General features: G+C 66.6%; 22 protein-coding genes. 2 read left to right on the top strand and 20 right to left on the bottom strand.

Features of this window, described 5'->3' with window-relative positions:
• Positions 1-1,409, bottom strand: a 1,409-nt coding sequence (locus D183_RS27905) for a helicase-related protein (RefSeq protein WP_017907719.1), incomplete at its 3' end; no start/stop codon positions are given.
• A 97-nt stretch (positions 1,410-1,506) separates the two neighbouring features.
• Here D183_RS27905 and D183_RS0103190 point away from each other — a divergent pair.
• The gene (locus D183_RS0103190) at positions 1,507-2,304 is read left to right on the top strand and encodes a TatD family hydrolase (RefSeq protein ID WP_017907718.1); all 798 of its coding nucleotides are present in this window, start codon (positions 1,507-1,509) and stop codon (positions 2,302-2,304) included.
• A gap of 330 nt (positions 2,305-2,634) precedes the next feature.
• On the opposite strand, the gene D183_RS0103185 is transcribed toward D183_RS0103190, so the two are convergent.
• The 19 genes from D183_RS0103185 to D183_RS23895 all read right to left on the bottom strand — a co-directional run bounded on the left by D183_RS0103185 (position 2,635) and on the right by D183_RS23895 (position 20,210).
• Positions 2,635-3,138, bottom strand: a complete 504-nt coding sequence (locus tag D183_RS0103185) for a hypothetical protein (protein ID WP_010340560.1) — start codon at positions 3,136-3,138, stop codon at positions 2,635-2,637.
• 182 nt (positions 3,139-3,320) lie between these two features.
• Positions 3,321-4,265 carry a 2-dehydropantoate 2-reductase gene (gene panE, locus D183_RS0103180; protein ID WP_017907717.1) on the bottom strand — a complete coding sequence of 315 codons (945 nt, stop codon included), beginning with the start codon at positions 4,263-4,265 and terminating at the stop codon, positions 3,321-3,323.
• 168 nt (positions 4,266-4,433) lie between these two features.
• Positions 4,434-5,441, bottom strand: a complete 1,008-nt coding sequence (locus D183_RS0103175) for an OmpA family protein (RefSeq protein ID WP_026144141.1) — start codon at positions 5,439-5,441, stop codon at positions 4,434-4,436.
• Between the two features lie 153 nt (positions 5,442-5,594).
• Complete coding sequence (locus D183_RS0103170) at positions 5,595-6,104, bottom strand: hypothetical protein (protein WP_020381180.1); 510 nt, start codon at positions 6,102-6,104, stop codon at positions 5,595-5,597.
• A gap of 98 nt (positions 6,105-6,202) precedes the next feature.
• Positions 6,203-6,871 carry a TadE family protein gene (locus tag D183_RS0103165; protein ID WP_017907714.1) on the bottom strand — a complete coding sequence of 223 codons (669 nt, stop codon included), beginning with the start codon at positions 6,869-6,871 and terminating at the stop codon, positions 6,203-6,205.
• Complete coding sequence (locus D183_RS0103160) at positions 6,868-7,254, bottom strand: DUF192 domain-containing protein (RefSeq protein WP_017907713.1); 387 nt, start codon at positions 7,252-7,254, stop codon at positions 6,868-6,870. The genes D183_RS0103165 and D183_RS0103160 overlap by 4 nt, the downstream gene beginning before the upstream one ends.
• Complete coding sequence (locus D183_RS0103155) at positions 7,251-8,141, bottom strand: type II secretion system F family protein (protein ID WP_017907712.1); 891 nt, start codon at positions 8,139-8,141, stop codon at positions 7,251-7,253. Before D183_RS0103155 ends, D183_RS0103160 begins: the two co-directional genes overlap by 4 nt.
• Positions 8,138-8,986, bottom strand: coding sequence for a type II secretion system F family protein (locus D183_RS0103150; RefSeq protein WP_017907711.1), 849 nt, complete (start codon positions 8,984-8,986; stop codon positions 8,138-8,140). The genes D183_RS0103155 and D183_RS0103150 overlap by 4 nt, the downstream gene beginning before the upstream one ends.
• On the bottom strand, positions 8,986-10,710 hold the full coding sequence (locus tag D183_RS0103145) for an ATPase, T2SS/T4P/T4SS family (protein WP_026144139.1): 1,725 nt from the start codon (positions 10,708-10,710) through the stop codon (positions 8,986-8,988). Before D183_RS0103145 ends, D183_RS0103150 begins: the two co-directional genes overlap by 1 nt.
• 30 nt (positions 10,711-10,740) lie before the next feature.
• The gene (locus D183_RS0103140; protein ID WP_017907709.1) at positions 10,741-12,081 is read right to left on the bottom strand and encodes a type II and III secretion system protein family protein; all 1,341 of its coding nucleotides are present in this window, start codon (positions 12,079-12,081) and stop codon (positions 10,741-10,743) included.
• Positions 12,082-12,341: 260 nt separating this feature from the next.
• Positions 12,342-13,184: a Flp pilus assembly protein CpaB gene (gene cpaB, locus D183_RS0103135; protein WP_017907708.1), complete on the bottom strand. Its 843-nt coding sequence runs from the start codon at positions 13,182-13,184 to the stop codon at positions 12,342-12,344.
• Positions 13,185-13,226: 42 nt separating this feature from the next.
• Positions 13,227-13,421 (bottom strand): hypothetical protein, encoded by a 195-nt coding sequence (locus tag D183_RS0103130; RefSeq protein ID WP_017907707.1) that lies wholly within the window; start codon positions 13,419-13,421, stop codon positions 13,227-13,229.
• Positions 13,418-14,110 (bottom strand): hypothetical protein, encoded by a 693-nt coding sequence (locus D183_RS0103125; protein ID WP_106405163.1) that lies wholly within the window; start codon positions 14,108-14,110, stop codon positions 13,418-13,420. Before D183_RS0103125 ends, D183_RS0103130 begins: the two co-directional genes overlap by 4 nt.
• Positions 14,107-14,937, bottom strand: a complete 831-nt coding sequence (locus D183_RS0103120) for a TadE family protein (RefSeq protein WP_232757194.1) — start codon at positions 14,935-14,937, stop codon at positions 14,107-14,109. Before D183_RS0103120 ends, D183_RS0103125 begins: the two co-directional genes overlap by 4 nt.
• 11 nt (positions 14,938-14,948) lie before the next feature.
• Positions 14,949-15,746, bottom strand: coding sequence for a hypothetical protein (locus D183_RS23900; RefSeq protein WP_017907704.1), 798 nt, complete (start codon positions 15,744-15,746; stop codon positions 14,949-14,951).
• Positions 15,743-17,251: a pilus assembly protein TadG-related protein gene (locus tag D183_RS0103110; RefSeq protein ID WP_026144137.1), complete on the bottom strand. Its 1,509-nt coding sequence runs from the start codon at positions 17,249-17,251 to the stop codon at positions 15,743-15,745. Before D183_RS0103110 ends, D183_RS23900 begins: the two co-directional genes overlap by 4 nt.
• A 161-nt stretch (positions 17,252-17,412) precedes the next feature.
• Positions 17,413-17,691: a hypothetical protein gene (locus D183_RS0103105; protein ID WP_017907702.1), complete on the bottom strand. Its 279-nt coding sequence runs from the start codon at positions 17,689-17,691 to the stop codon at positions 17,413-17,415.
• Between the two features lie 682 nt (positions 17,692-18,373).
• Positions 18,374-19,189, bottom strand: a complete 816-nt coding sequence (locus D183_RS0103100) for an ABC transporter permease (RefSeq protein WP_017907701.1) — start codon at positions 19,187-19,189, stop codon at positions 18,374-18,376.
• A 19-nt stretch (positions 19,190-19,208) separates the two neighbouring features.
• Positions 19,209-20,210: an ABC transporter ATP-binding protein gene (locus D183_RS23895; protein ID WP_081613256.1), complete on the bottom strand. Its 1,002-nt coding sequence runs from the start codon at positions 20,208-20,210 to the stop codon at positions 19,209-19,211.
• A 137-nt stretch (positions 20,211-20,347) separates the two neighbouring features.
• Between D183_RS23895 and D183_RS0103090 the strand changes: the two genes are divergently transcribed.
• Entirely contained in the window at positions 20,348-21,058 is a 711-nt protein-coding gene (locus D183_RS0103090) for an FAD-binding oxidoreductase (RefSeq protein WP_017907699.1), read from the top strand.
• Positions 21,059-21,170 lie beyond the last annotated feature (112 nt).

The following is a 21,170-nucleotide window of genomic DNA, read 5'->3' as shown; positions in this document are numbered from 1 at the left end:
TCGCCGGCCGCCAGCAGCATCGCCGCCAGCCGCGGATGCGTGCCCAGCGCGAGCATGCGCCGGCCGCTGGCGGTGATGGCACCACTCTCTGCGAGTGCGCCGAGCCGCTGCAGCAGCTCGCGGGCGGCGGCGAGTGCGCCGGCCGGCGGCGGATCGACGAAGCGCAGGCCATCGCTGCCCCAAGCGGCCAGTTCCAGCGCCAGCCCGGCCAGTTCCACCTGCAGGATCTCGGCGCGGCGTTGCGCCTCCAGGCGTTGCGATTGCGGCCACAGCCGGTAGGCCCAGCCGCTGGCGACACGGCCAGCGCGGCCGGCGCGCTGATCGGCCGAGGCCTGGGCGATGGCGGTCACGTCCAGCCGCGAGAAGCCGCTGTTGGGATCGTAGTGCGGCTCGCGTGCCAGCCCGGCGTCGATCACCACGCGCACCCCGGGCAGCGTCACCGAGGACTCGGCCACATTGGTCGCCAGCACCACGCGCCGCCGCCCCTGCGGATCCGGCTGCAGCACCTTGCTCTGCTGTTCCACCGGCAACTCGCCATGCAGCGGCAGGACCTCCACTCCGCTCCCTTCTCCCCCCGGGAGAAGGTGGCGCGCAGCGCCGGATGAGGGTACGCCAGAGGCGGTGCCGGCTGGTGTAGCGACGGGGTCTGTGCCCGTCGAAGTTACGCCCGGGCTCATACTCGCACCACCCCCAACGTCCGCCGCCTCCAACGCCGCCTGTACCCGCCCGATCTCGCGCTGCCCGGGCAGGAACACCAGCACGTCGCCCGGGTGCTGCTGCAGCGCATGCTCGACCGCGCGCCGGGCCTGCGCTTCCAGCGATTCCTCGCGCCGCGCGGGAAAGTGCGCGATCTCTACCGGGAAGCTGCGCCCGGCGCTGGACAGCCGCGGCGCGTCGAGGAACTGCGCCAGGCGCTCGCCGTCCAGGGTTGCCGACATCACCACGATGCGCAGGTCCTCGCGCACCTGCGCCTGCACGTCCAGGGCCAGCGCCAGGCCCAGGTCCGCGGCCAGGTGGCGCTCGTGGAACTCGTCGAACAGCAGCGCGCCGACGCCCTCAAGCATCGGGTCGTCCTGCAGCATGCGGGTCAGGATGCCCTCGGTGACCACCTCGATGCGGGTACGCGCGGACACCTTGTTCTCGAAGCGAATGCGGTAGCCCACGGTTTCGCCCGGCGTCTCGCCGCGCTGCCGGGCCATGAAGGCGGCGGCGCTGCGCGCGGCGACCCGGCGCGGCTCCAGCATCACGATGCGCCGGCCCTGCAGCCAGGGCGCGTCGAGCAGCGCCGGCGGCACCTGGGTGGTCTTGCCGGCGCCGGGCGGGGCTTCCAGCACCAGGCGCGGATGGGCGGCGAGGCTGTCGCGCAGTTGCGGCAGCAGCGGATCGATCGGAAACACGGCGGACGTCATCGGCAAAGGATACGTGGCCGCCGAGCCGCCGGGGAGCGGCGACAGGCGCGTGGCCCGTACAATTGGCTGCTGTCCCGGCTGATTCCCGCGCAACCGCATGACCCTGATCGACATCGGCGCCAACCTCACCCACGAGTCCTTCGATCGCGACCGCGACGCGGTATTGGAGCGCGCCCGCGCCGCCGGTGTCGCGCAACTGGTGGTCACCGGCGCCAGCCGCGAGCACTCGCCGCTGGCGCTGCAACTGGCGCAGCAGCATCCGGGCGTGCTGTACGCCACCGCCGGCGTGCATCCCCACCACGCAGTGGAGTACACCGCCGAGTGCGACGCCGAACTGCGCGCGCTGCATGCGCATGCCGAAGTGGTGGCGGTGGGCGAGTGCGGCCTGGACTACTTCCGCGATTTCTCGCCGCGGCCGGCGCAGCACCGTGCGTTCGAGCGGCAGCTGCAGCTGGCGGTGGACACCGGCAAGCCGCTGTTCCTGCACCAGCGCGACGCCCATGCCGACTTCATGGCGCTGATGCGCCAGTTCGACGGCACGCTCGGCCCGGCGGTGGTGCATTGCTTCACCGGCAACCGCGAGGAACTGTTCGACTACCTGGATCGCGACTGGTACATCGGCATCACCGGCTGGCTGTGCGACGAGCGCCGCGGCGCGCACCTGCGCGAGCTGGTGAAGCACATTCCCGCTAACCGGTTGATGATCGAGACCGACGCGCCGTACCTGCTGCCGCGCACGCTCAAGCCGACGCCGAAGGACCGCCGCAACGAGCCGGCGTTCCTGGCGCACATCGTCGAGGAGCTGGCACGCGACCGCGGCGAGGACGTGGCGACGGTCGCCGTGGCCAGCACTTCTGCCGCGCGGACATTCTTCCGTTTGCCGATGCCGGGCTGAGTACGTCGACGCGGCGGGTTTCGTGTTTGGGGATTCGTGATTGGGGATTGGGGATGCGTAAAAGCGCGCTTGGCTGTACGCGTCTTTTGTGGGAGCGGCTTCAGCCGCGACCGGACAACGCGTCGCGGCGGATGGTCCGGTGGCCATGCCGATCCTCTGCGACCGTGCCGGCCGATGCGCCGGTGGAGATCCTGGACGGCGTGGGTTGGCGTCTTCTTGTGGGAGGGACTTCAGTCCCGACGCACGACGGTGTCAGTTGGCTTTACTCTGCATTCGTCGCGGGTGAAGCCGCTGCTGCGCAGGTAACGCCATTGGCGGCACTACGGCCTCTCAATCGACCTGCGCGTCCTCGCGCTTGGCCTCCGCCATGGCTTCCGGCTCCAGTTCCTCGGCACTGCGGTTGAGCTTGACGAACACGCCCCAGGCGACCAGCAGCAGCGCCGCGCACAGGCCCACGGCAGATGCGTAGGGCAGCTTGGACGGATCGTCGTGCATCAGTTCGAAGATCGACACCAGGGTCTCGATCGCCAGGGCGATGACGATGACCACGAAGAACCGCGACAGATAGCGACGCACCCGGGTCGGTCCGCTGACCTTGACGTCGCGCTGCACCTCCTCCTCGTAGATGGTCTGGCCCAGTTCCAGGGTCACCAGCGCCACGGTGAGCAGCCCGATCGCTTCCAGCACCACGTTGAAGCGGTCGCGCACCACCAGTTCGCCGCCCGGGGTCAGGCCATGCCATAGCTCGAGCACGGCCATGCAGATCAGCCCGGCCGCGCACAGCAGGAACAGCAGGATGATGAGGAAATGCCCGCCGCGGAACAGTTTTTCCATGCACGTGCCCGTCGCTTGCCCCCTGTATGGTGGGCGAGCATAGGCGCCAGGCGCGTCAGCGGCGCGCGAAGATGCAGGGCCGCCCTTGGGACGGCGCGGATACGGCATTTCCCGGAGCACCGTGGCGGGTGCGCGCAGGGCAGGAGCGCGTTGCGCGCGGCACCGGCTTTCCGCGGCAACCATCAGCGCGCGGGCAGGCCGGCCTGGTACGCCTGCAGGTGGCAGTACGCCGCCATCAGCAGCGGCGCGTCCTGCCCGGCGGCGCGAGCGCGGACCAGCATGTCGCCGACGATCTGCTGCGCCTCCACCTGCTGCCCGGCTTCCAGGTCGCGCAGCATCGACGCCTTCATCGGCGAGCCTGGTTGCGTCAGCAGGTGCAGCGCACTGGCCTGCGCTTCCTCCGGCACCGGTTCGCCGGCCGCCGCGGCCACCGCCGTGCACTCGGCATACAGGCCGCGCACCAGCGTCACCCCATCGTCGCTGGCGACGATACGCCCGATCGGCGCACGCATCAGGCAGGTGGCCGCAGCCAGCGCGGTGAGGAAGGTGTACTTGATCCATTGCTCCTGCGCGATCCGCGGCGTGGCCAGATGGTCCACGTCGGCCTGCGCGCAGGCCTCGGCCAGGGCGCGCACGCGCGCGCTGTCGGCACCGCGGCCGTCGCGCTCGCCGAAGGTCAGCGAGGCCGGCTTGGCCAGGTGCTGGATCGCGCCGTCGGCATCAAGTACCGCGCTGATGAAGCACAGCCCGCCGACGACCCGCTCCGCACCGAAGCGCGCATCCAGCGCCGGATAGTGGCGCAGGCCATTGAGGATCGGCAGCACGCTGGTGCCCTCGTGGATCGCAGGCGCCACCGCGTCCAGCGAACTTTCCAGGTCGTAGGCCTTGCAGCTCAGCAGCACCAGATCGAACGGCCGCGCCTGTGCCGCGCCGGGCAGCGCCTCGGCGGTGAGCGTACTCACCGCGATCGCCGCGTCGCCGCGCGGGCTGCGGATGCGCAACCCATCGCGTTGCAGGCGTGCGGCCCGTGGTGGTCGCACCAGAAAGCTGACATCGACGCCGGCCTGGGCCAGGCGTCCGCCGAAATAACCGCCGGTCGCGCCGGCTCCGAGAATCAGGATACGCATGAGACGTGGATCGCCATGGGGTGGGAGGCGTCCGACTGCGGGAACGCATGCCGGCAAGCGAGCGCGCGTGCGGTCCTGTCGACGATGCGACGCAATCGGCCATGCCGTTGCGCCGCACCACGACCTGCACGCATCAGGGTGACCGCATGCAGCGGTACCCAGTGCGGCTCAGCTCTTCTTCACCAGCTCGACGCGGCGGTTCTGCGACTTGCCCTGCTCGGTCGCATTGTCCGCCACCGGGTCGGCATCGCCGAAGCCGGCCGCGGTCAGACGCGACGCGTCGATACCCTGCGCGACGAGCGCGGCGACCACCGCCTTGGCGCGTCCTTCCGACAGCGTCTTGTTGTGCGCGGCATCGCCGGTGCCATCGGTATAGCCGTTGACGGCCAGCTTCAACGCGGCGTCCTGTTTGAGCAACTGCACGACCTGCGCGATCTGCGGCTGCGAATCGGGCAGGATGTCGGTCTTGTCGGTGGCGAAGTTGACGTGCAAGGCCACCTTGCCGGTCTTGTCGATCTGCGTCTTCAGTTCGCTGGCCGGCAGCAGGCTGGCGGTGACCTGCAGCGGCTTGGTCTCGGCGATCAGCAGGCCGCCGCCGAACTGGTAGCTGCACAGGTGAATCCAGATATCGCGGTCGGCGCGATGCACCACGAAGACCTGTACGGGGTTGTTCCAGACATCGCCCAGGCCGCTGTTGTACTTGGTGGCGACGTCGCGCGGCCACTCCTTGATCTTCTGCGTGGCCGCTTCGGGGATCCGGCCGTCGAAGATCTTCTTGCCGCCGAGTGCGGTGACCACCGCCTCGATGTTGCGCGACAGCTCCAGGTCGGAGAAGGTCTTGCCCTGCGCCGCATCGATGTGCGCCGACCAGACCTTGCCCTCGACCGGTTGCAGGCGATCGCCGGTCCAGAACGGCACCTGGTCGAAGTCCGCGACGTCCGGCGTGCTGCCGGTGACATAGCCGGTGGGCAGCGCGATGTAGGGGAAATCTCCCAGTGGGACGTCGGACACCGGTAGGCTGGCAGGATCGAATGCCGTACTGGCTGAGGACTGGGCCGCAGGAGCTTCCTGCGTGCCGCCGGCGGTCGCCGCGGGGGCCGTCGCCTGATCGTCGGGATGTGCGGCTTGCTCGTGCTTCTTGCAGGCGCTCAGACTTGCGATGACGGCCAGGGCCAACGTCGCCGCTACTGCTCTTTTCACAGAGATACTCCTTGTCGGGGGACGAACCAAACTAGTGTAACGGCGCGATCGGCCGATCTTGCTGCAGAACCATGAACCCGCGTCGACCAACAATGGGCGACACAGGTTTGAGTCGCAGCAGAAGCGCGATCAGTGCTTCAGGTCAGGTGGCTGGAACAGCGCATCCGGCTGCGGGCCGTAGTCGACGCGTTGGATGTCCCATTGCTGTTGCTGTTCCAGCCCGGTCTTGCCGCGATAGGCGAGCACCAGGCCGGTCTCGCGGTCCAGCCACATCGTGCCTTGCCGGGTCCTGCCGGGCCCATCCGGGTTGGCCAGGCGGTACCGCCATTGCACCGCGTCGCGGCCCGCGCGCAGGCCGCTGTCGCCACGCTGGCAATCGGCGAACATGCCAAGACCCGCGCAGGGGTGCTCCGGATCGAAGCGTAGCGGCCAGCGCATCCCGGGAACGGGCATCGCGCCGCCCTGCTGGCCGACGATCCAACCGGTGGGTGCATCTTTCGCCAGGATCAGCGCATACGACCGACCGCTGGCATCCTGGAACTGGATCCGCAACGCGTCGTCGCGAAAGAACACCATCGCCGGCTGCGCCGCGCCGCGCGGTTGGATCCGGCTCAGGCCGCCGAGCTCGTTGGTCGTCACTTGGGCGACGCCAGAGAATGCAGCGTCTTCGGCGTGTACCTCGCCAAAAGCGGCCTGGCACAGTACCGCAGCGCAAGCCAGCAGTGCGCACCGATGCATCACTTGTCCAGGTTGCCCTGCGTGTAGATGGGCGACTGCATGCGTACGATGGCGTAGCTCTCGATGGGCAGGCGATTGGTGAGTGGCTGCAGGGGCGATGACTCGAAGGTGCCCGACTTCAGATACTGGGATTTTCCGCCGAGTACCCAGCCGACGAAGGGGACGACCAATGGTGCGTCGTAGACCACCTTGATCTTGAGGATGTTGGCGTCCTGCACATTGACACCACTGCTGCCGACCGCGTCGCTGCGGTAGGCGAGCGTGTCGTTGGGCAACGCGTACTGGCCGTTGTACTGGCGTTCGCGGAAGTTGCTCCATGCGGCGCGCGTGGGATTGATGACGGTGATGCGGCCGTGCAGGGTGAGGTCGGCGAAGGCCTTGGCGTACGCCATCTCGAGCGCGGCCTGGCCGGTGTCGTGGGCATACAGCGGCATCATGCCCTTGGCGAAGCCCTTGCGCATCTCCATGCGATCCACCCCGCTGACCGCACCCGCGCGCGCCGCCATCAGCGCGGCGTAATCGAGCGTGGACTTCATGCGGTACAGCAGCACCGCCTGGATGACGGCGAGCAACAGGAATAGCAGCACCGGCGTGATGATCACCAGTTCCACCATGGATTGGCCGCGCATCGACGAGCGGCTGCGCGGTGCGCGGACGCGTGCTTTCATGACATGGCTCCGCTAGAGGAAGGCGCCGGCGCGGTGGCGCGCCAGTGCCAGTGTTCGCCGCGTTGCGGCTGTAGACGGTCCAGCGCACCGCCATGGAACTCGATGGTCGCCGCGGCCCGCCGGCACATCGCCGTGCGATACGGCCTGACGTTCTCGCGCCACTCCATCACGATATCGTCGTGGCCCAGGAACACCAGATCCAACGGATAGCCCATGCCGATGGTATGCACGCTGGCGCACGGACGGATCAGCAAGGCCTCCGATCCATCGGTGGCCAGCGCCGGGCGCGCCAGCAACCCGCGCGCGCGCGACCACCAGGTATCCGCCGCCCACACCTGCGGGATCGGGATGCCGGCGCTGCGCTCGATGCATCCACGCTTCACAGGATGCCCTCCTGCAGCATCTTCAAGTAGATGAAGTAGCCGAGGAACAGGAAGATGAGCGGGAAGAAGAACATCACCAGCGGCAGCATCATCTTCACTGGTGCTTCGAGCGCCAGCTTCTCGGCGCGCAGGAAACGTTCCTCGCGGCGCTGGTTGGCCTGCGCGCGCAAGGTGTCGCTGAGGTTGGCGCCGACCTTGTCGGCCTGGATCAGTGCGCTGGTGAAGCTGGTGATCTGCGCGATGTCCATGCGCTCGGCCATGCGCCGCAGCGCCTCGGCACGGGGCAGGCCGGCGCGCAGGTCGCGCAGCATGCGCGAGAACTCCTGCGACAGCGCACCGGCCGGTCCCTTGGCCACCGCCTGCTCGATGCCGCCGGTGACGTTCAGGCCGGCCTCGACCGACATGGTGATGAAATCCAGATAGACCGGAAGGTCGCGCACGACGGTCTTCTGCCGTGCCTTGCGTCGCTCGCCCAGCCACAGCGCGGGGTACAGCCAGCCGAGCACGCCGCCGAACAGCAGGCACATCAGGCCTGAGCCGATCCCGAGATGGCCGAGCATGCCGGTGCACAGCAGGAAGAAGGCGGTCACCACCAGCGCACTGGCCATGCGCAAACCATAGAACTCTTCCGGCGTCAGCGTGTAGTCCTGGCCTGCCGCCTGCAACTGGCGGTGGGTCTGTTCCAGTTGCGCCACACTCAGGCGCGGGGCGATGCGCCTGGTCAGCACCGTCACCAGCGGCCACATCAACTGCATCAGTCGCGGCAGCGGGTCGTAGTAAGTACGGTCTTCCAGCTCGACTTCGCGGATCACCCCGCGCGTGCCGATGACCACCAGTGCGACGGCGCCGGCGGCAAGAAGCGCGATGAGGACGAGCATCCAGGTCATACGTCGATCGTCATGATCTTCTTGCAGAGACGATAGCCCAGGTATTCCATGACCAGGCAGATGGTGATCACCACCCAGCCGTGCCAGCTATGGAACATCGGCTGCATGGTTTCGCTATACATCAGGCTGAGATAGCCGATCAGGAACACCGGCAGCATCGCCATGACGATGCCCTGCAGGCGGCCCTGCGCCGTCAGCGACTTCACCTTCTTCTCCATGGTCAGGCGCCGGCGCAGCGTCTCGGCCAGGGTCGCCAGGGTTTCCGCCAGGTTGCCGCCGACCTCGCGCGAAATATTGACCGCCGAAACGAACAGTTCGGCATCGGTAATGGGCACCCGCTTGCTGAAGTTCTCCATCGCCTCTTCGGCGCGAAGGCCCATGTGTTGCTCACGCAGCACCAGCGCCAGTTCCTGCGCCAGTGGCGGTTGACCGTCATGAACCAGTACTTCCATCGCCGGCGCGAAGCCGACGCCGGCGCGCAGGCTGCTGGACAGCATCTGCAGCGCGTCGGGAAGCTGCTCCTGGATCCGCTCCAGCCGGCGCTTGCGCAGGAACGCGTAGACCTTGCGCGGCGCGAAGATCAGGAAGATGCCGATCAGCACTGCGATGACCAGGCTCCCGGTCAGCATCCACACCAGCAGCGGGATGATCACCATCACCACGGCGCTGATCATGTAGACCTGGGCCGGATCCAGGAACAGGAACATGTCCGCCAGGTTCATGCGCGCCTGGTCCATGAAGCTTTCGCGGTAGCGCTTCAGGAACTGCTCGCTGGAGCGCGCGATCAGCAGGAATGCCGTCACGGTCCCGGCGAACACCAGCAAGGCGATCAGCCACAGTGCCATCAGCGCGCGCTTCCCTGGTTGCGGAAGATGCCCAGATCCACCGACACGCCGCGTTCGGCGAGTTCCTCGTAGAACTCGGGCACGGCGCCAGTCGCGACGAAGTTGCCGGCGACCTTGCCGTCAGGGCCATGGTAGGTGGTGGGCTTGAACAGGAACAGGTCCTGCATCTGGATGGTGCCGCTTTCGATGCCGGTGATTTCGGTGATGTGGCTGACCTTGCGCGAGCCGCAGGGGTAGCGGCGCTGGTGCACGATCAGGTTGACCGCCGACGCGATCTGCTCGCGCACCACCACCATCGGCAACTCCATGCCGGCCATCATCACCATCACCTCCAGGCGCGACAGCGTCTCGCGTGGATTGTTGGCGTGCGCGGTGGTCAGCGAGCCTTCGTGGCCAGTGTTCATCGCCTGCAGCATGTCCAGACACTCACCGCCGCGGCACTCGCCGACCACGATGCGGTCCGGGCGCATGCGCAGCGCATTCTTGACCAGGTCGCGGATGGTGATCTGGCCCTTGCCCTCCATGTTGGGCGGGCGGGCTTCCAGCGCCACTAGGTTGGGCTGCACCAGTTTGAGTTCGGCCGCATCCTCAATGGTGACCACGCGGTCGCCGTCCGGGATGAAGTTCGACAGGATGTTCAGCAGGGTGGTCTTGCCGGAGCCGGTGCCGCCGGACACCACGATGTTGCGGCGCTCGCGCACCGCCATGATCAGAAACTCCAGCATTGCCTCGTTCAGCGAACCGAACTTCAGCAGGTCCTCGCCCATCAGCCGGCGCGTGGCGAACTTACGGATGCTGATGCTCGGTCCGCGCAGGGCGACCGGCGGGATCACCGCATTGACGCGCGAGCCATCTTTCAAGCGTGCGTCGACCAGCGGCGAGCTTTCGTCGATACGCCGCCCCAGGGGCGTGACGATGCGCTCGATCGCGGCCAAGCAGGCGCGTTCGTTGGAGAACACCACGTCAGACTTCTGGATGCGCCCGGCACGCTCGATGAAAATGTCGTCGTGCGAATTGACCATGATTTCGGTGACGGTCGGATCGTCGATCAGGTCTTCCAGCGGCCCCAATCCGATCGCCTCGTCCAACACCTGCTTGGCCAGCCGGCGCGGGCTGATGTCCGCGGGCAGATCGCTGAACTCGCGCTTGAGGATGTCGTCGATCAGGTTGATGGTGCTGTCGCGCAGCGCGCTGTCGTCCATGCTGCGCACGTCCATGCGTCGCAGGTCCATCTGCCGTACCAGCGCCATGTGCAACTTGGTGCGCCAGGTGGCGATATCCGATGGCGGCGGTCCGGCTACCACCATGTCGGTCGCGGTGGGCGCCGCCGTCTGGCGATCGGGCGCGGCATCGGTGGCTGCCGTGGGCGCGTCCGTGGCCCGGCCCGCCGCGCCGTCGTTGGCGGCGGGCGTCTGTCGGACGATGCGTGCATCGTCGCCGCTGACCTTCAGCATGTACTGGCCGATGCGGATCTCGTCCTTACCGTCGATCGGCCCCTGTTTGGCCAGCACTACCTTGCCATTGAGCGTGATCGGCTCGCGTCCACCCAGCGGCAGAATGAACACGCCTTCGTCCTCGCGCAGCAGAGTGGCGTGCTTGCCGGCGATGTTCCAGCCCTGCAGCATCACCAGATTGGCATCGGCGCGGCCGATGCCGCACTCGCGGTGCATGCATTTGACCTGACGCGTGTCGCCTCCTGGCGTATTGATCAGCACTGTGAACATGGCAGTGAACCTTGCGCTCCGTGGGGTGGGTTACTTGATCAACTTGTCTTGTCGCGGACTGATTTCGTTCTGCAGCTCCTTCTCGATACCTTCGGCACGCTGCAGGTCCTGCAGGTTCTCCGGCGAGGTCGGGCTGACGATGCGCGGGGTCACGAAGATCACCAGTTCGGTCTTGTTGCCGCGGAAGCCATCGGAGCGGAACAGTTTGCCGAGGATCGGGATGTCGCCCAGCAGCGGCAACTTGTCCACGGCCTTGGAGGCTTCCCGATCGAGCAGGCCGGAGATGACGATGGTCTGGCCGGCATTGACGTTCAGCTCGGTCTCCACGCGCCGGGTCAGGAAGCCGGGAACGCCCTGTACCGACACCGACGGATCGATCCGGCTGACCTCGGCCATGATCGAGGTATTCACCTGATTGGACGAGTTGACCGTCGGGTTGATATTGAGGCGGATGCCGTATTCCTTGTACTCGATCTGGGTCTGGCCGAGGATCGACGGCACCACGATCGGCACTTCGCCACCGACCAGGAAGGTCGCGTTGCTGCCGCTCTTGGCGCTCAGCTTGGGCTGCGCCAGCACCCACGCCTTGCCACGGCTCATCAGCAGGTTGATCTTCGAAGCGATGGTGGTGGCAATGCCGAAGTAGCCCTGCGGCCCGGGCAGCTTGGTAGGCAGCTGATCCTTGATGTCCTGGAACGTCTGGTTGTTCTGCGGCAGCACGCGGAAGTAATTGTTCGTGGTCACGTCGCGGATCAGACCGCCAATCGGACCATCGATGGTGCTGTCCCAGCGGATGCCCAGATCTTCGACCGAGTTCTTGTTGAACTCCATGATCGACACGTCCATCTGCACCATCGGCCGCATGCCCACCGGGTCGGCGCCGGCGAAGTTCAACACCTGCGGATAGATCTTCTGCAACGCCTGGATCTTTGCCGTGGTGGCGGCGTCGATGTCGTTGCCCGAGATCACCACATTGGAGCCGATGGCCCGCACGGTGACCCCCGGCGTGTTGCCCAGCAGTTCGCGCACGGTGTCGGCAGCGCCTTCGGACTTGCTGCCACCGACCGTCACGTTGACGTCGCGCTGGCTGCCATCGGCCATCCACAGGTGGACGTTGGTCTCGCCGGGCTTGGTGCCGATCATCACCAGTTCGGACTTGCCGACCGAGAAGACGCTCAGGACCTCGCCGTCGCCGACCGCGATACGGCGCAGCGCACCGGGTACCCGCCGCACCACGGCCTCCCCGGCATAGATGTTTTGCGATGGCTGGATCAGCGGAGCGACCGACGGCTTCCTGTCGCCGGCCAGGGCGACGCCGCCACCGCCCGACGAGGAACCGCTGCTGCCCAGTTCCTGGATCTGCGATTCCATCGTCTGCTTGAGCTGGTCGACCTGGCGTCCCTGCGCTATCGGTCGCGCCTGCTCCGCTGACGTGGCATCCGCTGCCTGTCCCGCCGCCGATGCCGGCGACGGCACCACAGCATGCGCGGCCGGCCGTGATGCCGTGCCGGTGGTTGCGGCCTGTTGTGCCGATGCGTTCCATCCCCCGATGCCCGCCAGCAACAAGCCGGCCAACCATGGCGCCGATGTCCCGGCCTTGCTCCTGCGACGGCGTGTTGCTTGCGTCATGCTTAACCCTTTCCGCCAATGATGAACTCAACGCGGCTGCTTCCGCTGCCCGTGCTTGCCGGATCTCCCGATCCGAGCGATCGCAACAACTGACTCTCGCTCATGCCCGTTGCCGCGCCGGGCGAGGTGTCCTGAACTTCGCGCAGCAGCACGCGCACCGCGCCCACCTTGGAGGCGACGGCCAGCTGCTTGGCCTGGTATTGGTCCAGCTCCAGGGTGACGCTGGAAAAGCCGGTGGACGCGTTGGATTCCTCGCCTTCCTTCGGCGTCGGCGTCTCGCCGATACGGCTGCCGGCCGCCAGCACCTTGATCTTCTGCAGCAGCGGGAACACCTGCGCGCCCGATGCCTGACCGCCAGCACCGCCATTGCTGCCGGTGGAAGCGTCCTTGACGAAGAAGATGTCGATCAGGTCGCCTGGCGCGATCATGCCCGAGATCGAATTGTTCTCGTCGACGCTCATCGTGTAGGCGACCTTGCCCTTGGGAATCAGCCGCGAGAACTGGTCGTACAGCGGGACCAGGGCGCTGGCGCTCAGCGGTGCGCCGCCCCGTGCCGGCGCACGCAGTATCCGGCCTTCGAACTGGGTGTGGTTGTCGGGCGTGACGGCGTCGGCGGGCGCGAATTCGGCCGGGACCGTGCGCAGCGCCAGATCGCTGCCCTGCAGGATCGCCCCTTGCGGCAGATCGTTCACCGGGACCGCGACGTCGACCATCGGCCGGTTGTCCTGAGTGCGTTCGGCGACCGTAGTGCGGATATAGCTGACCGCAATGAAGGCGGCCAAGCCGGCCATGACCACCGCGATCAGGATGAAAAGGACGTTCTTGCTGAGTTTGGGTTTCTGCATTGAAGAGGCGCCGTCGGGCAGGTCATCGCGAGGGAAGAGGGATCACCCCACCAGTACGTCGGACGCCGAGATGGCGTAGACGAAGGCGGCATAGAGATCTTTGAGGGCTGTCACCACCTCGGTGATCAGGTCGGGCTTGGCGATCAGCACGATCACCAGCGCCATGACCACCACGGTGTATTCGATCGTGGACTGGCCGCGCTGCAGGCGCCGGCAGCGCAGGGCGTGCGCGTTCATTCGACCACCGCCACGATCACGGTGCCGGTCTGCCCGCGGCTCGATGTTACGGTGACGCGATCGTCCCGCCGGGTGAACCGGGAGACGCAGTGCGGGCTGCTCGCGGTGCAGGTCGAAGAGGAGCCGTCGCGCGCATAGCCCTGCCCGGCGAAATACCGCGCGTAGTACTGCTGGTTCTGCAGCGGCGTGTAGCGGTTGAGCATGCTCAGTGTCCTGACATGACGCGGCGTGTCCATGTAGACGATGTCCTCGGCGACCTGCGTGTCCGGCAGACGGCCGAAGCCCTTGCCGACCCCGTCGGCGGGGAGGTTCTTCTTCGGAATCTCCATCACGCCGATCTGGCCCTGCGTGCGGTTGGCATCGCCGCTCAGTTCCACGGTGATGTAGTAGCCGCTTTTGGTCATGTGGCCGAGCACGGTCTTGCTGCCGGCCGGCGTCGTCACGACAAGATCGCCCCATTCCTTGCGATAGAACTGCTCGACCTGCCGTGGCGACTGCGCGACGCTGAAACGGCTGGCGCGCATCGCGATGCCGTTGTAGAGCATATGGTCGGATACGACCTCGCCGGACGCCTCGTCCGGGACCGGTACCTCCGGCCAGTCCACCGCACGTGCCGGCTGCGCCGCCAGCGCGGACAGGAGCACGCCCAGCCCGCTGGCGAGCATGCGATGGGAGCTACGGGCGTTCATGGCTTGCCCGGTTTGACCGGATAGTTGGCCAGCTTGTCCGAAGGGACGACATCCGGCTCGATGGTGCCCAGCTCCAGGTCGCCGAGGGAGCCGACCATCGGCAGGATCGGCTTCAACGGCTTGACCATGTCGAAGATGCGATCGAGGCCGGCGAAGTAGGAGGCAGGCGCCAGCGGACGCACGGCGCTGACCACGCTACGCGGGCCGCTACGCGGACCGGAGGCATTCCAGGCGTCGGTCAGCAGGGTCTGGTGTCGCTTGTCGACCAGGTTGAGATTGTCCAACGGTTCCAGGAAGTGCGCAGGCCGCCCGTCCGCCGTCTTCAGGTCGCGATAGTTCAGCGCCACTTCCGCGGTGACATAGCCGTTGCGGTTGGGCGGGAATGCGCCGTCGGCAAAGTTCCGCGGTACCAGAGCGGCGGCGTTGTCCATGTAGCCGGGCGAGCCGCCGTTGGCAGTCCGCGTGATCGACAGGTCGCCTTTCTCCAGCAGCTTCCGGTTCGAGAAGGTGTTGAGCATCTGGTCGGCGAACGCACCGTTGGCGTTGCCGGAGGCGCGGCTGGTGATCGGCGCGTCGGCATCGGCGAAGTTGCGGTCGAGCGCCCTGCGCTGCAGGACGGCGCGGCTTGGCGGTTGATAATTGCTGGCCACGCTGGCTTCCCAGGCGGCGTTGCGCGCCGCCTGCATCGCCATCTGCTTGCCGTGCCCCAGCTTGGCAACGACCGGAATCAACAGGAACAGCGGCACCAGCACGGCAGCACACACCGCCAGCTCCACCATCCCCTGTCCGCGCATCCTGCGCGCTGGTGAAAAGAACGTCGTCTTCATCCTGCGTCCTCCTAGTTTTCTTCCTTCTCACCCGCCACGTTGGAAGGAATCAGACCGCTGCCGAGGCTGAACGAGTTGACCTGCAGCACGCAGCCGTTGCCGCCTTGCAGCGGCTTGGCTTCCAGCGGAATGGCCTGCAGGTATGCGCCTGCGCCGTCCACGGTGCAGCCGGCCGCATCGCCGGGGGATTCGGAAAAGCCCCACTTGGTACCGCCCGACCACATGCACACGTCCTGCTTGCCGTTCTCCCAGCGCGTGCAGGGCTGGCCCTTGATCTGGCCTTCGCCCGACAGCTTCCAGCCGATAGCCTGGACGCTCTGGCGCTCCTGCGTGCGCGCGCTGCTGTCGATCGGCATGTACATGCCGTTGGCGTCTTCGATGGCGTCCTTGTCCGTGTGCTCTTCCAGTTTGACCATGCAGGCGGCCTGCGCGCTGTCGCCATCGGCGCCGAGGGTCCAACTGACCTGATGGGCGAACTGCCGATGCGCATCGATCATGATCTCGACCTCGCCGGTTCCCAGCTTGGCTTCTTCCTGCGGCGAGAGCGCGCGGGTCGGCATGCCCGAGCCGCGGCAGGCCTCCAGCTTCGCCTGGTAATTCTTGCGCTCCAGATTCTCGCCGCCGATGCGCGACTCCCAGGTCAGCACCACGTGGAGCGCAGGCAGCGACTTGACGCCGCTCTCGGAAGAAGAGGATGCCTCGCCGGCATCGCCTTCCGGCGCTTCGTGCGACTGGCAGCCTGCGGTGAACGCGAGTGAGGCCGCGCAGGCCAGGGCCAGGGCGCGGGATCGGTTGGTCGATAACATCATGGAGCGGCCACCAGGAGTGTGCGGTCGGAGATGGGGGTTTGCACCAGGCGTGCCTGCCAGTAAGGACTGAACAGACTGCCCTTTTCGAACTTGCCGTCGCCTCTGCCCCAGACCGAACGCCGGAAGGCGCTGAGTTCGTAGGGCCTGTTGAAGTAGACCTGTGCGCTGGCCATCGCGCGCAATTGCTCGCCCCGCGCCTGGTCCTTGAGCTGCATGCGTCCGCTTCCCATCTTCAGCGCGGAACTAGTACGGGCCTTGTCGACCTTGGTGCCGACTTCGACCGTGTAGATCGGCCCCGCATTGGCACCTTCGGGCTGCTGCGAGTAGGCATCCTTGACGTCGTGGTAGCGCGGACTGATGCCATAGCGGTAGCTGTTGATGAAGGCGTCGTTGCGCTTGAAGTCCGGGACGACGGCCGGGTCGCCTTCGATGAATCTGCCGGCGATGTCGCTACTCCGGGTGCCGTTGTAGGCCTGGTAGCGGCGGCCGTCGTAGGGCGATGTCCAGCCTCGCCCGTTGTTCATGCCAGCGAAGAAGTTTGGCTTGCGACCATCCACCGCCTGCGTGCCGCCCCAGCCGATCGGAAACTTGAAGGTCTTCAGGAACAGGGGCAGGCGGAACTGGAAGGCATCCACGCCCGACCAACGGTCGTACTCGACCATGTCGGTGCCGCCGTTGTTGTTGAACACGCCGAAGGCAGTGCCGTCGCGTGCGCGCGTGAAGGTATCGCGCGAGGCCATCACCACATTGCGGTAGCGTTCGCCGCCCTTGTTGGTGCTGGTCAGGCCGCGACGCTGACCCGGCGTATAGCTCTCGAGCTGATTGCCGGCCGACAATACGTTCTTCGCCAGTACGCCCTTGCCGACCACGGTCAGATCGGCATCGGGCACGTTGTCCTTGACCACCTTGCTGGCCATGGCGAACACGTTGGCTTCCGAGGCGAGATCGCCGACTGCCGCGTCGGCAGCCAGCGCGTAGGGGTGGTCGAGGAATTGGTCCAACCCGCGGACGGTGATATCTGCCATTCGCAGAAAGCCTTGCCGGAATACTTTGAGGGCGGCATTGAGCGCTGTCATCGCGCGATCGATGGCGATCAACGCTTCACCGAGGCCCGGCACCCAGAACAGCAGGACTTCGGCGAACTTGTTGAATTTTTCGAAGTGGACCGTGGTGGAGTGGACCATGGTCAGCCAGGAGTTCAGGCTGACGACCTGCGCGACCGCCACCTCGTTGGCGACGCGTCCGCGATTCAGATAGGCAGCGAAATTGCGCGCGCGTGCCTGCTCGACGGCGATGCTGTAGGCCGCGGCATCGGCGGCGTTGGTGAGTTCGACCTTCTTGCCGACCACCTGTCCGGTATTGAAGGTCACCAGCAAGCCAACGCACAGCACCATCAGGAACACCAGCACCATCGGCATGGCCTGACCTTGCATCCTGGAACGGACACAGGTCGGTCCTGGCGCGACCGTCGTGGTCGAGGGATCGGCGGCGGCGATGATCACCATGCGGCTTCCTTCGGGCAACACCACGCCGAGGGCACGACGCAAGCGTCGGACCCGGCTGGTTCCATGGATTGAGGGCTAGCGGATGTGCAGAAGCCCGCATGAGGCTCCTGCCGACGGCAGGCCACCATCTGCCCGCCTCCGGGCAGATGGTGGCAAGAGCGTTACTTGTTGCCGTTGTAAGCGGCCATGCCCTTGTCTTTGTCGGCCTGCGCCTGCGCCTTGCCAGCGTTGGTGCCAGCGCGGTTGATCATCTGGCTGGCGTCCTGCTTGCCCGACAGTTCCTGCGCCATACCGGCGACCTGGCTGCGGACGGTGCCGCCGAAGAACGTGAACACGCCGATCGCCGCGATCGCGATCAGGGCCACGATGATGATGTACTCGGTCATGCCTTGGCCTTGCTGCTTGCGGCCGAAGCGGATGGGCTTGCGTTGGATCTTCATCTGATTCCTCTCCTTGGCTCGATCGCCCAATCACCGGCAACACACAAACATGCCAGCGGCAACGTGTGGCGACATGGGTTCATTAAGTGAAGTCGTTCACGGAGACGAAGCTGGTCTCCGGCCCGCGCTTTACGTCCAGTAAAGAGATGGTGTGTAGCGGACGTGTGCACTGTAGCGTCGGCTTATTGCCGGCACAAGAAAACTCGCGTTAATAAATTGGCGCTTACCTAGGTTCGCATCACATTATCGAGTCAAACTTTGGACGCGTGCGATCCCGTACGGAAAATACAATTGTGAATTCGGTGAACTCGCGCCGCGCGCGCCGTCGGATTCGCATGTGATGCGTAGCGGATATTCCGGTGCATGAAACAGGCTGCAATCCGGGACGCGGCGTGTATCCACCGCGACGCGGCGATTGGAGGTACGGTGCACTCAGGTCCCGGCACGCCGGATGCGACGCTCCTCAGTGCTTGCTGACGTGGTGCAAGGGCCGGATGCGCCCCGCGTCGATTCGCCTACCGGGCATTGGCACCGATGGCGAGAGGCTGTGCGCCGTCCTCGCCGTGCCGTATTGGCGCACCCCTTGGGCGACGCAAGATGTTCTCTGTGGCGACGACGCCTGGCGTCGTGCCTTGGGTGGCGTCAGCCGCCTGGAAGATGGGGCGCTAAGGACGCTGGCGCGTCAGCTCCGCAACCCCACCCCGCGCCGCAGCAGCCACAGCGCCAGCGCCGCCAGCACCGCGACGAAGCCCAGCATCAGGCTGTAGGCCACCCACACCGGCACGTCGCTGCTGCCGAGCAGGCCGTAGCGGAAGGCGTTGACCATGTAGAAGATCGGGTTGGCGTGGGTGGCGGCCTCGGCCCAGCCGGGCAGCAGCTTGACCGAGTAGAACACGCCGCCCAGGTAGGTCAGCGGGGTCAAGATGAAGGTCGGCACGATCGCCACGTCGTCGAACTTCTTCGCGTAGACCGCGTTGATGAAGCCGGCCAGGGAGAAGATGGTCGCGCCCAGCAACACCGTGGTCAGGGTCACCAGCGGGTGCGGGATGCGCACCGGCGTGAAGAACATGGCGATGATCAGCACGATCACGCCGACCATCAGCCCGCGCAGCACCGCGCCGGCGACGTAGCCCCACAGGATCACCCAGTTGGGCATGGGGCTGACCAGCAGTTCCTCGACGTGGCGGCCGAACTTGGCGCCGAAGAAGCTGGAGCTGATGTTGCCGTAGCTGTTCTGGATCACGCTCATCATCACCAGGCCGGGAACGATGAACTGCATGTAGCTGTAGCCGCCCATGTCGCCCACGCGCGAGCCGATGAGCCCGCCGAAGATCAGGAAGTACAGGGTCATGGTGATCGCCGGCGGCACCAGGGTCTGGCCCCAGATGCGCAGGATGCGCTTGACCTCGCGGCGCACGATGGTGCCCAGCGCGACCCAGTTGCGCTGGGCGGGCGTGGCGTCGGAAACGGGAAGGGTGGAATCGGTCTGGGTGGTCATGGTCGTCGCCGTGGGGGCATCAGGGAGTGGCGGACGGCGTGGCCGTGCCGGTCGTGGCCGCAGCGGCATCGCGGTGCTCGCCGGTGAGGCGCACGAACAGTTCCTCCAGGCGATTGCTCTTGGTGCGCATGGAGCGCACGCGGATGCCGGCGTCGCCCAGTGCGGCGAACACGCGGTTGAGGTCCATCGCCCGCGGCATGTCCAGGTCCAGGGTGTGCGCGTCCTGGGCGAGCAGGGTGGTGCCCTCGATCGCCGGCAACTGCGCCGGCAACTCGCCGTCGATGTCCAGCAGGAAGCCTTCCACGTCCAGCTTGGCCAGCAGGGCGCGCATCGGGCCCTGCTCGACGATGCGGCCGCGGTCGATGATCGCCAGGTTGCGGCACAGGCTCTCCGCTTCCTCCAGGTAGTGCGTGGTGAGGATGATGGTGGTGCCGGCGGCGTTGATCTCGCGCAGCACGCGCCACATGTCGCGGCGGATCTCGATGTCCACGCCGGCGGTGGGTTCGTCCAGGATCAGCAGGCGCGGCCGGGTCATCATTGCGCGGGCGATCATCAGCCGCCGCTTCATGCCGCCGGACAGGGTGCGGCTCATCACCTGGGCCTTTTCCCACAGGTGTGCGCGCTTGAGTTCCACTTCGGCCAGGCGCTCGGCCTCGGCGCGCGGCATGCCGTAGAAGCCGGCGTAGTTGACCAGGATGTCGAAGGGCTGCTCGAACAGGTTGAAGTTGATTTCCTGCGGCACCAGGCCGATCAGGCGCATCGCCGCGCTGCGCTGGCTGCTCAGGTCGGTGCCGAACACCTCGACCTGGCCGGCGCTGAGGTTGACCAGCGAGCTGATGATGCCGATCAGGGTCGACTTGCCGGCGCCGTTGGGGCCGAGCAGGGCGAAGAAGTCGCCGGGCAGGACGTCCAGCGACACGCCGTGCAGGGCCTGCACGCCGTTGTCGTAGGTCTTGCGCAGGTCGCGCACGCGCAGGGCGGGCGCCGGCGTCTGGGGGGAAAGGGCAGGTGCGGGAGTCAAGGCGGACCTTCGCGCCGCATCGACGGCGCAGGAGAAGTGCAGCCGTTATTATAGAAGACCTCGTGGGGTCGCCCCCGGCCACAGACTGTTGCATCTCCGTGCCTGCCCAATTCCCGCTGAAACTGGTCGACCGCCACATGCTGGCCCCGGCCGTCGGCCACTACCGCTTCGTCCGCGATGACGGCCAATCCCTGCCGTTCGTGCCCGGCCAGTTCGTGCAGGTGCACTTCCACTATGCCGATGGCACCGCGACCAAGCGCAGCTACTCGCTGGCCACGCGTCACGATCCGGCACAACCGGCCGATGCCACCGTGGAGATCGCGGTCAGCTTCGTCGCTGGCGGCGCGGCCACCGCGCTGTTCGAAGGCCTGGAGATCGGCGGGCAGGTCTGCGCCAGCGGCCCGTACGGACGTTTCTGCCTGCAGCCGGGCGACGCCAACCGTCGCTATCTGCTGATCGCCACCGGCACCGGCGTCACGCCGTACCGCTCGATGCTGCCGCTGCTGGAAGCGGCGATGGCCGAGCGCGGCGTGGAGGTGATGTTGCTGCTGGGCGCGCGCACGCCGGCCGAACTGCTGTACGGCGACGAGTTCCGCGCCTTCGCCGATGCGCATCCCGGTTTCCGCTTCGTGCCGTGCTTCTCGCGCGAGCTGCCGGAGGCGCCGCATCCGGACGTGCGGCATGGCTACGTGCAGCAGTTCCTGGGAGAGTTCGCGCCGCAGGCCGAAGGCGACATCGCCTACCTGTGCGGCAATCCGAACATGGTCGATGCCTGCTTCGATGCGTTGAAGGAGGCTGGCCTGCCGGTGCAGCACATCCGCCGCGAGAAGTACGTCAGCAGCAAGTAACGGCCGCTGTCGGCGCCGGACATCCCGCGTAGGCGCGGCTGCAGCCGCGACCGCTTCACCTGCATGTTCATCCAGAGCGAAGCTGCGTGTTTCCGAAGCGTCGAGCGCGCTT

Origin of the sequence: Xanthomonas sp. SHU 199, from assembly GCF_000364665.1 — a bacterium.
GTDB lineage: Bacteria > Pseudomonadota > Gammaproteobacteria > Xanthomonadales > Xanthomonadaceae > Xanthomonas_A > Xanthomonas_A sontii.
This window is presented reverse-complemented; position numbering and strand designations above follow the sequence as displayed.

Excerpts from the sequence above, each read along its gene's own strand:
- D183_RS0103190 (WP_017907718.1), top strand. The coding sequence starts at position 1,507 with ATGACCCTGATCGACATCGGCGCCAACCTCACCCACGAGTCCTTCGAT.
- D183_RS0103185 (WP_010340560.1), bottom strand. The coding sequence starts at position 3,138 with ATGGAAAAACTGTTCCGCGGCGGGCATTTCCTCATCATCCTGCTGTTC.
- panE (WP_017907717.1), bottom strand. The coding sequence starts at position 4,265 with ATGCGTATCCTGATTCTCGGAGCCGGCGCGACCGGCGGTTATTTCGGC.
- D183_RS0103165 (WP_017907714.1), bottom strand. The coding sequence starts at position 6,871 with ATGAAAGCACGCGTCCGCGCACCGCGCAGCCGCTCGTCGATGCGCGGC.
- D183_RS0103155 (WP_017907712.1), bottom strand. The coding sequence starts at position 8,141 with ATGACCTGGATGCTCGTCCTCATCGCGCTTCTTGCCGCCGGCGCCGTC.
- D183_RS0103150 (WP_017907711.1), bottom strand. The coding sequence starts at position 8,986 with ATGGCACTGTGGCTGATCGCCTTGCTGGTGTTCGCCGGGACCGTGACG.
- D183_RS0103145 (WP_026144139.1), bottom strand. The coding sequence starts at position 10,710 with ATGTTCACAGTGCTGATCAATACGCCAGGAGGCGACACGCGTCAGGTC.
- D183_RS0103140 (WP_017907709.1), bottom strand. The coding sequence starts at position 12,081 with ATGGAATCGCAGATCCAGGAACTGGGCAGCAGCGGTTCCTCGTCGGGC.
- cpaB (WP_017907708.1), bottom strand. The coding sequence starts at position 13,184 with ATGCAGAAACCCAAACTCAGCAAGAACGTCCTTTTCATCCTGATCGCG.
- D183_RS0103130 (WP_017907707.1), bottom strand. The coding sequence starts at position 13,421 with ATGAACGCGCACGCCCTGCGCTGCCGGCGCCTGCAGCGCGGCCAGTCC.
- D183_RS0103125 (WP_106405163.1), bottom strand. The coding sequence starts at position 14,110 with ATGAACGCCCGTAGCTCCCATCGCATGCTCGCCAGCGGGCTGGGCGTG.
- D183_RS0103120 (WP_232757194.1), bottom strand. The coding sequence starts at position 14,937 with ATGAAGACGACGTTCTTTTCACCAGCGCGCAGGATGCGCGGACAGGGG.
- D183_RS23900 (WP_017907704.1), bottom strand. The coding sequence starts at position 15,746 with ATGATGTTATCGACCAACCGATCCCGCGCCCTGGCCCTGGCCTGCGCG.
- D183_RS0103110 (WP_026144137.1), bottom strand. The coding sequence starts at position 17,251 with ATGGTGATCATCGCCGCCGCCGATCCCTCGACCACGACGGTCGCGCCA.
- D183_RS0103105 (WP_017907702.1), bottom strand. The coding sequence starts at position 17,691 with ATGAAGATCCAACGCAAGCCCATCCGCTTCGGCCGCAAGCAGCAAGGC.
- D183_RS0103100 (WP_017907701.1), bottom strand. The coding sequence starts at position 19,189 with ATGACCACCCAGACCGATTCCACCCTTCCCGTTTCCGACGCCACGCCC.
- D183_RS0103090 (WP_017907699.1), top strand. The coding sequence starts at position 20,348 with ATGCTGGCCCCGGCCGTCGGCCACTACCGCTTCGTCCGCGATGACGGC.